Annotated in this window: 8 protein-coding genes and 2 tRNA genes; 3 read left to right on the plus strand and 7 right to left on the minus strand. The window is 35.3% G+C overall.

The window, feature by feature from the left end; genetic code table 11:
- Positions 1-37: 37 nt before the first annotated feature.
- Positions 38-2143, plus strand: a complete 2106-nt coding sequence (gene recG, locus IC221_RS22585; RefSeq protein ID WP_188171118.1) for an ATP-dependent DNA helicase RecG — start codon at positions 38-40, stop codon at positions 2141-2143.
- Here recG and IC221_RS22590 read toward each other — a convergent pair.
- A complete protein-coding gene (locus IC221_RS22590; protein WP_188171119.1) occupies positions 2140-3750 on the minus strand; it encodes a tetratricopeptide repeat protein in 1611 nt (536 codons plus the stop codon). The genes recG and IC221_RS22590 overlap by 4 nt on opposite strands.
- 186 nt (positions 3751-3936) lie before the next feature.
- Here IC221_RS22590 and IC221_RS22595 point away from each other — a divergent pair, with 186 nt between their 5' ends.
- Entirely contained in the window at positions 3937-6852 is a 2916-nt protein-coding gene (locus IC221_RS22595; RefSeq protein ID WP_188171120.1) for a glycosyl hydrolase 115 family protein, read from the plus strand.
- Positions 6853-6916: 64 nt separating this feature from the next.
- Here IC221_RS22595 and IC221_RS22600 read toward each other — a convergent pair whose 3' ends face one another.
- The 3 genes from IC221_RS22600 to IC221_RS22610 all read right to left on the minus strand — a co-directional run bounded on the left by IC221_RS22600 (position 6917) and on the right by IC221_RS22610 (position 11243).
- Positions 6917-7702, minus strand: a complete 786-nt coding sequence (locus IC221_RS22600) for a hypothetical protein (RefSeq protein WP_188171121.1) — start codon at positions 7700-7702, stop codon at positions 6917-6919.
- Positions 7703-7924: 222 nt separating this feature from the next.
- On the minus strand, positions 7925-9556 hold the full coding sequence (locus tag IC221_RS22605; protein ID WP_223241462.1) for a hypothetical protein: 1632 nt from the start codon (positions 9554-9556) through the stop codon (positions 7925-7927).
- 202 nt (positions 9557-9758) lie between these two features.
- Positions 9759-11243, minus strand: coding sequence for a DUF1254 domain-containing protein (locus IC221_RS22610; protein WP_188171122.1), 1485 nt, complete (start codon positions 11241-11243; stop codon positions 9759-9761).
- A 224-nt stretch (positions 11244-11467) separates the two neighbouring features.
- Here IC221_RS22610 and IC221_RS22615 point away from each other — a divergent pair, with 224 nt between their 5' ends.
- Complete coding sequence (locus IC221_RS22615; protein ID WP_188171123.1) at positions 11468-12115, plus strand: response regulator transcription factor; 648 nt, start codon at positions 11468-11470, stop codon at positions 12113-12115.
- Positions 12116-12118: 3 nt separating this feature from the next.
- Here IC221_RS22615 and IC221_RS22620 read toward each other — a convergent pair whose 3' ends face one another.
- The 3 genes from IC221_RS22620 to IC221_RS22630 all read right to left on the minus strand — a co-directional run bounded on the left by IC221_RS22620 (position 12119) and on the right by IC221_RS22630 (position 15337).
- Positions 12119-14809 (minus strand): tetratricopeptide repeat protein, encoded by a 2691-nt coding sequence (locus IC221_RS22620; RefSeq protein WP_188171124.1) that lies wholly within the window; start codon positions 14807-14809, stop codon positions 12119-12121.
- 167 nt (positions 14810-14976) lie between these two features.
- A tRNA-Ser gene (locus tag IC221_RS22625) sits at positions 14977-15061 on the minus strand.
- A gap of 203 nt (positions 15062-15264) precedes the next feature.
- Positions 15265-15337 (minus strand) — tRNA-Phe (locus IC221_RS22630).
- Position 15338: the final 1 nt, after the last annotated feature.

Here is a 15338-nt window from a genome sequence, read left to right on the forward strand (position 1 = left end):
GTCTGTCAATAATTTTAAGGAAACCTAGACGAAGCAAGTGAATAATATCTTTGATACAAAAATTGAATACCTTAAAGGAGTAGGTAGTGTAAGAGCAGAAATGCTCAATAAGGAGTTAGGGGTGTACACTTTTGGTGATTTATTAGAACAATATCCTTTTCGACACGAGGATAGAACAAGGTTTTATAAAATCGGTGAAGTGATCAATGATAATGCTTATGTTCAGGTAATTGGCAGACTTTCTTTCATGAATTCAGTGGGAGAAGGTAGGTCAAAAAGACTAGTGGGTTCTTTCTCTGATGAAACGGGAGAGATTGAGTTGGTATGGTTTAGAGGGGCGAAGTGGATTGAGAAGAAATTAGCAGTAGGGAAGTGGTATGTATTATATGGAAAACCCCAACGTTATGGTGCTAAAATGTCTTTTTCTCATCCGGAATTAGATGAATTTGATCCTGCTACACCAAGAAATCAAAAAGGAGGGTTGGTGCCGGTCTATCATACTACTGAAAAGATGAAAAACAAAGGTATGGATAGTCGTGCCTTAGCTAAACTCACCAGAACATTACTTGAAAATGTCTATCGATCTATTTCAGAAACTTTACCCGAATACCTAATAAAAGAGAATGACCTTATCTCAAAAGGGTTAGCTGTAGCTTGGACACACTTTCCAAAATCACCAGAAACTTTGGCTCAAGCTCAACATCGATTGAAGTTTGAAGAATTATTCTTCCTTCAATTAAAAATCATTGCCTCCAAGGCGGGGAAAAGAACCGATAAATTTAGAGGGCAGGTTTTTGAGAAAATTCCAACATTCAACTTTTTTTATAAAGAACAATTACCTTTTGATCTCACAGGAGCACAAAAAAGGGTGGTAAGAGAGATTTATAATGATATGCGAAGTGGCTATCAGATGAACCGTTTACTACAAGGTGATGTGGGTAGTGGTAAAACCATTGTGGCATTTATGTGTATGTTGATGGCTTTGGATAATGATGCTCAATCTGCATTGATGGCACCCACAGAAATTTTATCCCAACAACATTATAATGGGTTAAAACCTTTTGCGGATGAAATGGGGGTGACGATTGCTTTGCTGACAGGTTCTTCAAAAACCAAAGAGAGAAGAGTGATTGATGAAACGCTGAGAGATGGTTCTTTAAAAATCATTGTAGGTACGCATGCTTTAATTGAAGATAAAGTTGATTTTTATAATCTTGGCCTTTGTGTGATTGATGAACAACATCGTTTTGGAGTAGCCCAAAGAGCAGCACTTTGGAAAAAGAAAAGTAAAGCCAAGCCTCATATGTTGGTCATGACGGCCACTCCAATTCCAAGAACGTTGGCTATGACCGTTTATGGTGATTTGGAGGTGTCTATTATTGATGAATTACCGGCAGGGCGTAAACCGATTATCACTTGGCATAAGTTTGAAAAAGGGAGACTGAGAGTATTTGGTTTTATGAAAGAGCAAATAGAATTAGGTCGTCAGGCGTATATCGTTTACCCATTAATAGAAGAATCAGAAACCTTAGATTATAAGAATCTGGAAGAAGGTTATGAAGCGGTATCAAGAGCATTTCCTGATTATAAAGTTAGCATTGTACATGGCCGTATGAAACCAGCGGACAAAGATGCAGAAATGCAACGATTTGCTGAAGGTAAAACACATATCATGGTAGCAACAACCGTAATTGAGGTAGGCGTAAACGTACCCAATGCGTCTATTATGATCATTGAAAATGCAGAAAAGTTTGGACTGGCACAATTGCATCAATTGAGAGGTCGTGTTGGTAGAGGAGCAGAGCAATCCTATTGTGTTTTGATGACTGGAGATAAACTTTCAAAAGATGGAAAAGTCCGTATTCAAACGATGGTAGACACCACTGATGGTTTTAAAATTGCCGATGCCGATTTAAAATTAAGGGGTCCTGGAGATATAGAAGGGACTCAACAAAGTGGTGTTTTGGATTTACGCCACGCAGATATAGGTCAAGACGCTGCCTTGTTACAATATGTAAGAGGTATTGCAGAAAAATTGATTGATGAGGACCCTGATTTGGAAAAAGAAGAGTATGGTATTATAAAACACCAACAATCTTTATTAGTGAAAAAATCAGTGACAAACTGGAGTAGAATCAGCTAATACCGATCAATCACATTGGATAGGTTTTCTTCTCTTTCGAGTTGAAGTTTTTTTCGTATTCTATATCTTGAAGTATTCACGCCATTGATAGAAATATTGAGTAATTGTGCCATTTCTTTAGCCGAAAAATGAAGTTTAATTAAAGCACAATGTTTGAGCTCAGTAGAAGTCAAGTTGGGGAAGTTTTCTTTTAAATTTGTATAAAAATCTTTATTGACATCAATAAATCGTTTATCAAACTCCTTCCATAGATGTACCCTATGAGTGGTATTTTGTTTTACGATTTTCAATAATGATTTATTCTCAGGAGCATACTTTTTTATCCCTTTTATCAAATCATTGAGGAGCGTTTCCTTATCAATCAATTGTAAGGTAAATGACGTTAATTCTTTATTTTTGATCTCAAATAATTCCTTATTTTTCTCTTCTTGATGAATCACTTTAAGACGCTGTTGTTGCTTTTCACTCCTAAACATCTCTTGTTTTTGTTGTAGATAAACAACTAGGAAAATGATAATACAAGCAGCGAGAAGAATGATAAGTAAAATATGATTTTGAAGGTTTTTTGCTTTCTGATTAATGAGCTCATTATCCTTCTGAAGTAGAAGTTGATTTCTTTCTTTTAGTTCTTCCCTGTATTTATTCCGTATCGCTAATAAGCCTGCATTCTGATCACTTTTTGTGCTAAATAGTTCATCATTTACCTTTTTAGATTCCTTCATTACTTGATAAGCCTCCTCAAATTTTAATTGTTTATTTAGTGTGAAGGCTAATCCACTCAAACATTCTGATTTGGTATCGTAATGTGTATTTCGGATTTCAATATTTCTTAATGCTTTTCTAAAATAATCTTCAGCTGTAGGCCAATCTTTAATTTTGATATAGGTATTTCCGAGGTAATAATAAATGATGGTAAGGTAAAAAGGATTAAACTTTTCATAGTGCTTTTGAGCTTTTAGCAATATTGGAAGTGCTTCCTCTAATCTTCCCTGAAGCATAAAAATATAGCCTTTCTCTGTATTCAAATAAACTTTTTGCTTTTCAGTATAATTCAGTTGATCTGCTAAGGTATAGCAGGTGTCTAAATAGTTTAGTGCCTTTTGATAATTTTCTTGTTTACGGTAATGAAGTATAAAGTTGTAATAGGAGGAAACAATGGATTTTGGAGGAAGTCCCTTTTTTTGAATGGCTAATTGGGCGTATTTGAGTACTTGTTGTTCATGAAAAAATGCATCCTTTTCCTTGTCAAAAACATTATAAAGCCTACCAATATGTTTATGTACTTCATAAAGAAGAGTGTAATGATTGTATTGTTCAGCGATCGCCAATGCCTCCCATACTTGATTAAAACTTTCATTGTAATTTCCTTGTCTCGCATAGTGATCCGATAACCCCAATAACGATTTTATAGTCCATGTTGAGTCTGATTGACGGTTAAAAAAATGATAGCATGCACTTAGTTCTTCAATTTTTGAAGATTCATGCTTTATTACTGTTTTGTATAATTGAATGTATTGATTGGTACTGTCATTTTTTGCAAATGAAGAGGTGCTAAATAATAAGATTAGATAAAAATACACCCCTTTTTGTTTGATTAATTCATTCATTTTCAACGCTAAATGCTAGTGGTTAATTCATCATTTCTATCAAAATAAAAAGAAGTGACCGTATAGAGGTATACAAAAATTTTATGTCGTTGTATAATTTTTGAATGACCCTGTTTTTTGAATAAAAAAGTCTTACAGAGGATCTTTAGCTTGAGAATTATTACTTAAAAAAAAGAACCGATAACCATGAGATTACTTTTTTATTTTTTCATCTATTTTTTGATAAACTTTTCAGTAAGTGCTCAAAATTTAGTTTCGAACCAATTTCATTCTTCGGCATTCCCTTTAATAGAAAAAGGAAAAGTGCCTCAAATTCTTTTTGATAAAGAAGATCATCAAGCAATTCATACGGCCCTCAATCATTTTAGAGAAGACTATAATTTAGTGAGTGGAAAGCAACCTATATCGACATCTTCAAAACAGCTTAAGGGAAATATTATTATTGTGGGTTCCCTAGAGAAAAGTAGTATCCTTTCAGACTTAGCTACTCAACAATTGATTGATACAGTTGGTATGACCAAGGCATGGGAAAAATACAGCTATCAAGTAATCGCAAACCCTTGGGATAGTAAGAAGAAAGCATTGGTGATTTTGGGAAGTGATCGAAGAGGAACCGCTTATGGAATTTATGAGTTATCAAAACAAATGGGAGTTTCTCCTTGGTATTGGTGGGCGGATGTTCCTGTCGAAAGAAAGAAATCATTGTACCTTACTCATGAAGTTTTCAAAAGCAAATCACCGGATGTGAAGTATAGGGGAATTTTCATTAATGATGAAGATTGGGGATTGCATCCGTGGAGTGCTAAAAATTTTGAAAAGGAGTTGGGTGATATTGGCCCTAAAACTTATGCGAAAGTATGTGAGCTGTTAATGCGATTGAAAGCCAATTACCTCTGGCCTGCAATGCATGAGTGTACCGGTGCCTTTAATAAATATACCGACAATAAAGTAGTGGCTGATCAATACGGTATTGTAATGGGGTCTTCACATTGTGAACCTGTCTTATTTAATAACGCTACAGAATGGGATAAAAAGACCATGGGAGAGTGGAATTATGCCACCAACCGAAAAGGAATTTGTAAGATATTGGACCAAAGAGTTTCGGAAAATGCACCTTATGAAAATCTGTACACAATTGGTATCAGAGGTATTCATGATCATGCTATGGAAGGAGGTTTTTCAGTGGAAAGAAAAATTGAATTAGTAGAAGAAGCGATTCAAGATCAAAGAACAATTTTGGAGAAACATACAGGAAAATCAGCAGAAGAAGTTCCTCAGATATTTGTGCCTTATGCCGAAGTGCTTCACCTCTATAATAATGGATTGAAAGTACCAGATGACATTACGCTGATGTGGGTGGATGACAACTATGGTTATATCCGTAGATTGAGTGACCCTTTAGAGCAAAAAAGGTCTGGAGGAAGTGGTGTCTATTATCATATCGCTTACTTAGGAAATCCACATGAATACACTTGGTTGAGTACTACCAATCCCGCATTGATTTATCAAGAAATGAAAAAAGCGTATGATTATAAAGCGGATAGAGTATGGATGGTGAATGTAGGTGATATCAAACCAACGGAATACAACACGCAGTTTTTCCTTGATTTAGCTTGGGATGTCAACTCCATACAAAGAGAGACGGTTTTTGATCATATGTACCAATGGTATCAAGATATTTTTGGGGATGAATTAGGAAAACAATGTGCCGACTTGATGTATGATTATTACCAAATCAATTTTACGAGAAAACCTGAATTTATGGGTTGGGGAGAAGAGTTTTCAAGTTCAAGATGGAGAGAAAGAATTGAAGATGCCGATATCAGTTTTATCAATTATAGAGAAGCAGAATCAAGACTTTCTGAATTTAAAGCCTTAAGTCATCGTGCCAATAAGCTGAGAAGTTTAATGCCGGGAAAAGATCATGAAGCCTTTTTTGAGTTGGTTTATTATCCTGTACGTGGAGCACATTTTATGAATCATAAATTACTTTTAGCCCATAAAAACAGATGGTATGCTTCTTTACAGCATTCGGGGACAAATGAACTGATAGCAGAAGTCAAAGCCTATCACGATAGCACAAAATGGCTAACAGATGAATATGGAGCACTATTAGATGGAAAATGGAAAGGGATTATCTCAGAGATTCAATCTCAGGGAGCAACTTTTGCGAAGCTACCTCCAACAACTAAAATTGATATTCCTCAGAAGGCAGGGTTAGGAGTAATGGTAGAAGAGAATGAACCTTCCATCGGAATAAATAATCTTTTGTGCCTGCCTGCATTTACCTCACATTATCAAGAAACTTATTATATCGATGTTTTTAATAAAGGAAATACACCTCTAAAGTGGTCTGCTGAAGTAAGTGAAGATTGGATTCATCTGAGTAAAGCTTCAGGAACTACGGCGGTAGAGGAACGTATTTTAGTGAAGGTAGATTGGACTAAACTAAAATCTAATTCAACGGGAAGTATTCGTATCACAAGCGGAGAGGAAGAGGAAATTATTTATGTAAAGGCATTTGATACTAAAATTGATGAGGACAGCCTTCAAGGTGTATTTGTTGAGAAAAATGGTGTGATTTCGATTCCATTGGAGAAATACCATCATAAAGTAAATAAGGAAGATATCAATTGGGTAGTCAATCAAGGACTAGGAATGACAGGAGCGTCATTGACCATTGATAATAATCACGCTAAAACCGCTGGTCATTGGGCTAGAAATGATAAATACGCTCATGTGGAGTACGAATTCTACACGTTCAATTCATGCCGATTTGACATCTCAACTTACGTATTACCGACTTACCCTATTAATGGTTTCCAATTGCATCGATTTGCTATTTCTGTAGATGATGAATCCCCAAAAACTATTTATGTAGGAGCAGAAATTGACAGTGATCGATGGAGAAATAATGTAAGGAGAAATTCATCTATTCACACTTCCTCTCACTATATCACAAAGCCAGGAAAACATACATTGAAGATTTACTATTTAGATCCGGGAGTGGTGCTAGATAAAGCGGTCATGGATTTTGGAGGTTTGAAGAAGTCGTATTTGGGACCTAGAGAGACAAGGTTGGGTGATTTAAATATAAAATAATAGTTGGTTGATTCTTTACGAAGATAGAGGCTGTCCTTATTTTGAACAGCCTCTTATTTTATTTTTAGAATTGCATATTCAACCCTCCATAAACTTGGAAAGTAGGTTGACCTGCACCTTCTACTAAAATACTTGGTTGTGGTTCAACAAAGAAGTTTAAAACCGTTTTATCTAATTTCACAACTTTACCTACACCTAAACCAAGTGGAACAGCGTAGTTGCCAGTTTCCATATCAAAAGTCATGATAGGTGCACCTCTGAAATACAATCCTTTTCCTAATTGCCAGAAGTAGAAAGGTTGTATAGCTAATAAGTTCACACCATCACGGCTAGGATCACCACCGATGTCTGTTCTCCAAGTTAATAGTCCACCATATTGAAATTTAGGGCTTGCAATCGCATAAACAACAGCAGCAGCACCTAAAGTGTTTTTTCCACTTCCCAATGCGGCATCACTTGCAGTATTGAAACTTGCTGAAGGACCAAATCCAAAAGTGATTTTTGGTTTCATTACACCTAAGTAGAAAGCCGTTAAATCAATATCACCTAGACCTGACTTACTGAAATTAGTGGTTTCATTATTGATAAATCGAGTTTCCAGAGGAGCCGATACCCTCCATAATACACGACCTGTAGGCATGGCAAAACGCATCCAAGTAGTATTAGCAGACCCACCAGTATTTTCGTTTAATGCTGGACGGGCATAATGTTGAATATTGAAAGCAACTAAATCAGCTAAAGGATTATTGGCTTTTGCTAATTCTTCTGCTGAAGGTCCTTTTTTATCCTGAGCATATAAGGACGTTAAACTTAAAAGTAAAATAGCAATTGAAGTGATGAACTTTTTCATTTTTTTAGAATTTAGATTGATAAATGAGATTGTTTAATTATCTATTACAAAGGTGGTTATATCTCCGTTTCTATCCTTTAGGGAAAGGTTAGATCTAAAAAATTAGGGTTTCCCTTAGTTTTTAAATCGATAGTATTGAACGTAAAAAAGCCCTCCGAAGAGGGCTCAAAAGCATAGTCTACGAATGATCGTAGTTCTCTCTAAAAATTGATATGAAAATTATTATTTTTCAAAATTAATACGTTTGGCACTGAAGAATCCACCAAGGATTAAATCCCCATCTTCAAGGAAGTACCCGATACCACCCCAGTTGTTGTAGTAAGCACTTTCTGTTGGCATTTTCCAACGACCTACCATTTCACCAGTGTTCCAATCCAAACCAGTGTATTCGTAGTTCAAGCCTACCTTGTTGGCAAAGTAAATGACATTCGATTTGGCAGATACGTGAGGCACCATTGTGTCCGTATTATCAATCGTCATATTAGTCCATGACTTCTCGAATTTGTTTTCCTCTGTATTCCAAACAAACTGTTGGATACCTCTTGGTGCATGACGAGTGACACCTGATGTCATCGCATTACCAAAAATATCTCCTCTAGTTTCTGAAGGTTCTGGGAATGTACAGTTAATTACTACAACTCTATTTCCCATCACAACAGGAGAAGGTTCGATAGTAAGATCACTGACATCTACTCTGATTTGATCCGCAATTCTACGTGATTTTGTTCCTTCTTTTTGTTTAAAGTTGGAAGGGATCTGATCTCGCCAGAAAGCGACTAGTTTTGTTCCGTTTTCATCAGCATCAGCGATAAGAACCAATTTGTCTTCATCACCACCGAAGCCCATCAAAGTAGGAGTTGTACCACTACCACGTGATAACGCACCCATCGCTACTGCTTTTTCACCGTCCATGGTATCATAAGGTGCTTTCCAGCCACCATCTTTTTCATCATAAGATAGTTTATCACCTGTCCATACTACCTTGTACATATTTTCAGAAGTCACCACGTAAATACCTGTTTCGTCGAAAGCGATACTGTTATCTACAATTTCACCAGGGAACGTGATATAACCTTTTAGATCTAAATCACGAGAATATAAACCTACCATTCCTGGAGCGGCAACCGCCAAGTGTCCATCGTAAGTCATACCAAAACCAACGGCTCTTGTTACATTTTTTGCAAGATCAGCAGGAAGGCCGTCAGTGATATTGGCTGTTTTTACCAATTGCTGAGGTGCATTTACATTATTATTATCAGTTGATTTCATAATGTTTACACCGCTATACATGGAGTAGTGGTAGCCCTCATTATCAAACAAGTTATATACACCATTGGCTACTGTTTTAAAGGTAAAACCAAGCTCTGCCATACTTTTTGATTCTGCTAAAATGGCTTTATCATCATGAGCAAAACGTGCTTTGTCCATACGATCAACTACTTCCATTATTTCATCTGGATTAGCACCATCTAAACCTGGGTAAGGTAAGAAAGAAACCTGCTCGAACTGATCGCCAGTAGCAAGCACTTTTCTTACTCCATTTACACCACTAATCATGATAATTCTATCTTTACCGATATGTTTCGTAGTAGGATTAGAGTTGAAAACGGCAGGAATAGTTTTAACTTGATCTTTATTTAATTGCATACTAAATGCTGGACCTGCAATAGGTGATACATCCGTTTGTGCTGGGTTATGATGTGAGGTAGGATAAACACTTTCAGTTAACCAAGGGTTCGTTTGTGGTAAAGCATTCATCTTACTATTGGGGTGATCTGTTTGTGCTAATGCCTGAAAACTAGATGCTACCATAAGACTTGCAATTACCGCTTTTTTTGAATTTAAATTAATCATTTTCTTATTGTTTAGATTGATAAATGAGATTGTTTAATTATCTATTACAAAGGTGGTTATATCTCCTTTTCTATCCTTTAGGGAAAGGTTAGATCTAAAAAATTAGGGTTTCCCTTAGTTTTTGATATTTAAAATTTTGGCACAAAAAAGCCCTCCGAAGAGGGCTTAATAGCATCATGAAATTTAGGTGTATTTTATATTTTTAATATGACTTTTTCTCAATATCAGGCAGTATCCAAGTACGGTCTACAACTTCTTTTCCAGGAGAATAGAATCTGAAGTAAGGGAACCACGCACGACCTTCTTCTGTCTGAATCCAATTGCTTTCAAATCCTTTTGGAGCTTTTGGACCAAAGTAAAGGTCAATAGAACCGTTCATATTTACTTTTAAATGCTGTCTTGAAGATAGATCTGCTTTTTGCATTTCATTTTGTAGAAGTGTACGGGTGTTGACTTCATAGAGAGTGATGGACCAAAAGGCCTTTGCAGGAGGGTTACTAGGTAGGCGTAAACGATAATTCTGGCCACCGTCTAACCAATCTCCATCTGCATCTTTGTAAGAGGTAAGATAAACCTGTCCAAATCCTCCATTTTTCATGCCATGCATAGCGATATCATTGGTTACAGCTTCATAAAACCAAGCGGCTCTTCCATCTAGTGCATCGCTATTTTCTCTTCTTTGATCTGGAGGTGAAGTTGTTGCAATTTCCCAAGCCGAACCTTCAGAATAAAAAGCATCTACTAACCTGTCGGTTCCATCAAAATCGATGGCTTTTGTCATTGCTTCTCCTACATAGGCAGCTTCGGTTAGAATTTCTTTTTGATAAAGTGATGGATTAAAATCTTTTCCTCTTTCTATGCCTAGAGGTTTCAGCATAGCCATAAAGAAACGATCTCTTTCATGAATAGGACCATTATTATTAATACCTTCTGCAAGGCGTTCAAAATATTCTAAGCCTCTAGGAGCGGCCGCCATCCAAGGTTTTTCATTCGTTTCAATATATCCTCTAGGGTGTGGATTTTCACGTTCTGAATAAGGGTAGATGTTATAATTGTCCAAAACCTTCATTCGTTCTGCTTTATCAGGTGACATTAATCGAAGACCTGTCATCACGGAATTGGTATTTGATCGTACAATTTTATATTCTGATAAATCTCCTTCAGGAAGTTTTGTCTCTGGCCCTAAAATTAGAAACTTAGTAGCTTCAGTGAAACTAGCAAGCCCAATTTGCCACATATTTGACATTGATCCTCTTACTCCTCCTTCGGGAACTTCCATGATCCATGGGTCTTCATTGACTTCAATAAATGTAAGAGCATATGGCGTTGTTGCATTATAAGTCAAACCACCAACTCTATCTTTATATGATTCATGTAATATGATCTGTCCATTTTCTAAACCTAGATCGTGGTGAAAAGAATATTGCCATTGAAGAAATGAAACATAAGGTGTGGCCCAAATATAAGCTTGTGTAGCACGTTGGAAATCCATTTCGTTAAACAATAAATGAACAGTTTCATCTGTAGGATATCCATTTTCAAAGTCATGAGTAAAATGTAGTTCTCCAATTCTTGTTTCCAGACCTTTCGAAGGTTTCTCTATTTTCTTATCTGTTTTTTGTTGTACACTACAGCTTGAAAATAACAATGAGGCTAAAGCAACTTTGGTGAGAATATTATTTTTCATTTTCTAAAAATTTAGATTGATAATGAGAATTTTTTAGAGTGTTCTTTAATTATTGAACATTACAAAGCTACGGTGGTGGGGGTGCGAATACTATGGGGAATCTTTAGACTTTAAAAAATTAGGGTTTCCCTTAGTGAGACGAGATAGGAATGGAAGAGCCTTTTAGGAATTAAAATGATTTAATAGTATTTTGGGTAGAGTTGCTACTGATAAAAATAGAAAGTATGATAAATGTATTTTTGGTAGATGATCACGAAATGATCAGAGTAGGTTTGAAGCAATATCTTGAAAAAACAACAGATGTTGAATGTGTTGGTGAAGCAGAAAATGGAGTAGACTGTTTGGAGAAGCTAAAAAAATTTCAACCTCACATTGTAGTCACTGATCTGAATATGCCAGAAATGGATGGAATTGAATTAGCGAAAGAGATTGTTAAAGGTTATCCTGGAGTTAAAGTGTTAGGGCTAACGATGATGGATGATCACCGATATGTGAAGCAATTTTTAGCTGAAGGTGCAAGCGGTTATTTATTGAAAGACTGTAAACAGGAAGAGTTATTATTGGCCATCCGAACAGTAAACTCAGGAGGAACGTTTTTTTCTCCCAAAGTAACCGAAATAATCATTAATAGCATTCAAAAAACAAAACCACATGCGAAAAGAATGGTAACAGAAGTCAAACTTTCCAGAAGAGAAAAGGAAGTATTAGACTTGATTTTGAAAGAATATAGTAATTCAGAAATTGCTGAGGCCTTATTTGTAAGTATGAAAACTGTAGAAGCACACAAACGCAATCTGTTGGTGAAAACAGGAAGTAAGAATATCGCAGGTTTGATTTTGTATGCGATAGGAGCCAACCTTACCGATTTTTAGGGTTTATATGGATTTTGATATTTCTACTATGATAGTGGTACCTTGCCCTTCTTGACTATCTACCTCCAAAGAGCCATTAATAGCATCCAATCTATTTTTGATATTCTGAAAACCAAGCCCTTTTTTGGATTCTAAAATTTTAGTATCAAAACCTACCCCATTATCTTCAACAGTAAGAGTATATACATTTTCATAATCATAAAGTTGGATGTTTACCTCAGTCGCCTTTGCATATTTGATGATATTATTAAGACACTCTTGAAGTATTCTGTACAATGTGATTTCGATTTGTTGATTTGGAAGTCTTTCTGAAATAAGATTGTGATGAAAATCAAATTGAATCTCATTGATGGATTTGTTCATGTCATCAATCAACATATTACAAGCGGATAACACACCATAATCAACAATAGACTTCGGCATAAGACGATGGGCAACTTCCCTAGATTCTTCAACAGAACGTTCTAAATAGCTCCAACCAAGATCAAATGTTTCTTTCTCTTTTCCTTCGGAAATTTTCATTTTCTTTTTGAAATGTCGAAAGTTCATAAAACTGATAATAAGCGTTTGTTGAAGACCATCATGAATTTCCTTTGAAATTCTGCTTCTTTCAGCATCTTCCGTTCTTAAAATTGCTTCTAGCATTTCTTTATTTCTAAGTTTGCTAGCGGTAATATTAGTGTGAGTACCTACTATTCTTATTGCAGCTTCATTTTTGTCTTTTTCAACAATTTTACCTTTAATTTGAACCCAAATTACCTTTCCATTTTTCCCTATAAGACGATACTCTTCTTCTAAGTAACCTTGATTCTTTTGGGGAATAAATAAATTTTCAATTTTTCTATCGTCTAATTTTTTTTCATCAGAATGTAAGAGGTTATAAATACCTTCTCTTGTTTCAGGAAACTCATAAGGTTGAAAGCCTAGCATTGTAAAAATGGCAGGGCTGAAAGAAATAATATCGTCTTTTACATCATAATCCCAAATACCATCATTTGAAGCATCTAAGGCATAGCCGTACCTTTCATCACTTTCCTTCAGTTCTTTATTCACTTTGGTCAGTTCAGCCGTTCTTTCTTCTACTTTATGTTCAAGGTTTTCATTTAACCCTTTTAGATCATCTGTCAACTGAGTAAGTGAACTGTTTTGTTTTTCAATAGTGATGTTTTGTTTTTTGATCAATGTATTTCTTCTGTAAAGGATAATTATAAATAGAAGAATTACGCCCACAATCACCAATAAGAACCGCTGTTGTGTGGTACTTTTTTCAAGTTTTGTTTTTTGGATTTCTTTTTGAGTTTCAAAAGAAAGACTATCAGCAAGGGCTTTTTTCTCATAAGTGTATTTGTATTCTTGTCGAATAAATTCTTTTTGATTTTCTTCATTTTGGATGCTGTCTCTAAATACAATGTACTTTTGATAGGCTTCCAATGCCAATCCATTTTTTTCTTGCTTTTTATAGAGTTTATATAAGTCTTCAGAAAAGTCTTTACTAATCTTAATATCTGCTTCTTCAGCTATTTCAAGCCCTTTTTTAAAATGGTACTCAGCCTTATTATTATCACCAATTGCTTCATAGTATTTACCAAACCCTCTGTGAGCTCTTGAAATACCATATATTTCTTGTAATTGAGTAAAAATGGCAAAGCTTTGTTTCACATAATCTAAAGCGATTTTATATTTCTGGGTTTCGATGTAGATAAAGCCACTGTTTAATTTAATATTGGCGATATTATTTTTGTCTTCAGTCTCTATAGCTAATTTCAGAGCATCTTTAAAATATCGAAGTGCCTTTTCATGCTCGTGGTATTCAGAGTAGATAACTCCTAGATATGTCAAACTAGCAGTGATCCCCCTTTTATCTTTCAGTTCCCTTCTTAAGACTAAGCTTTTATTTAGGTATTTAAAAAAATTGGTACTGTCATTCATATTATAATACAGAGTTCCAACATTGTAATAGATAGAGGCTATATTTCGTTTGTCATTCAATTCTTCATTTATAGCAAGGCTTTTCATGTAAAGTGCTATTGCTCCCGCATAATCCCCTTGTCTTCTTTTAAGAATAGCATAATTTATCATTGCTGCGTTAGCTTTTTTGGGAAGGTTAATCTCACTGTATAGTTGTATACTTTTTTCAAAATTTTGATTTGCTTCAATATATTTTTTTCGGATAATATGGATTATTCCAATGTTGACGTTAAGGTCTGCTTCACCTTTTTTGTCACCTAGACTTTTCATTAAAGTTATACTTCTCTTGTAGTAGTCATAAGCGATGTCATATTCCGTCTTCCTGAAATAAACAACTCCAATTTTATTTAAAACTTTCGCAACAGCACTACTATCGCCATTATTTCTACTTAGTATTAATGCTTCATTAAAATAATCAATAGCTTGTTCGTATTTGGAATTCCTGTAGTAGATGAACCCTACCGTCATGGTATTTTCTTGGTCTATCAGATCATTTGATTGGATGTATTGATATAAAATATCAGCGAAATGCAACGCACTATCTTCATTGATTTTTAAATAGGCATTAGAATACTCTTCAAGGGCTTTTGCTTTTGAGTCAACAGTTTGTCCTTTATCAATCCATATATTCCATAAAGAATCCATTTTTTTTTCTTGAGCAGAACAACTATTTGAAATAGAAATTGAAAGAAAGAGTAATGGAATGAACAGGAAATGATATTTCATTTTGATTGAGCTAGAGTAAAAAGAGAAATAGTGGACTTTATGAAAGCCTTATACAAATTAATGATTAGGTTTTAGAATGATAGAAGTAAGAATTAGTTTTTATCAGAAAAATGAAAATTAAGCATAAAAAAAGCATCAAATCGTATGATTTGATGCTTTATCGTTTGCAGAGAGTGAGGGATTCGAACCCCCGGTACCTCGCGGTACAATGGTTTTCAAGACCACCGCATTCGACCACTCTGCCAACTCTCTATGTGCTATCTTCGTGTGATAGCGGGTGCAAATATGTAGGATAATTTTTAATCAGGCAAGTGTTTGTGAAATATTTTTCCGCTGTTGAGTTTAAAGTATTGTAGTATAGTGATTTAAATTTTAAAATAGTTTCACTGGGAAGTATTTAGAAGTAATTTTTAGACACAAAAAAAGCCTATCCGAAAGGATAAGCTTTGTATTTGTGGTGATGGGCGGATTCGAACCGCCGACACACGGATTTTCAGTCCGATGCTCTACCAACTGAGCTACATCACCG

Source organism: Flammeovirga sp. EKP202 (assembly GCF_014534745.1).
In the GTDB taxonomy this organism is placed as follows: domain Bacteria; phylum Bacteroidota; class Bacteroidia; order Cytophagales; family Flammeovirgaceae; genus Flammeovirga.

Coding starts and splice junctions, on each gene's coding strand:
- IC221_RS22590 (WP_188171119.1), bottom strand. CDS start 3,750: ATGAATGAATTAATCAAACAAAAAGGGGTGTATTTTTATCTAATCTTA.
- IC221_RS22595 (WP_188171120.1), top strand. CDS start 3,937: ATGAGATTACTTTTTTATTTTTTCATCTATTTTTTGATAAACTTTTCA.
- IC221_RS22600 (WP_188171121.1), bottom strand. CDS start 7,702: ATGAAAAAGTTCATCACTTCAATTGCTATTTTACTTTTAAGTTTAACG.
- IC221_RS22605 (WP_223241462.1), bottom strand. CDS start 9,556: ATGATTAATTTAAATTCAAAAAAAGCGGTAATTGCAAGTCTTATGGTA.
- IC221_RS22610 (WP_188171122.1), bottom strand. CDS start 11,243: ATGAAAAATAATATTCTCACCAAAGTTGCTTTAGCCTCATTGTTATTT.
- IC221_RS22615 (WP_188171123.1), top strand. CDS start 11,468: ATGATAAATGTATTTTTGGTAGATGATCACGAAATGATCAGAGTAGGT.
- IC221_RS22620 (WP_188171124.1), bottom strand. CDS start 14,809: ATGAAATATCATTTCCTGTTCATTCCATTACTCTTTCTTTCAATTTCT.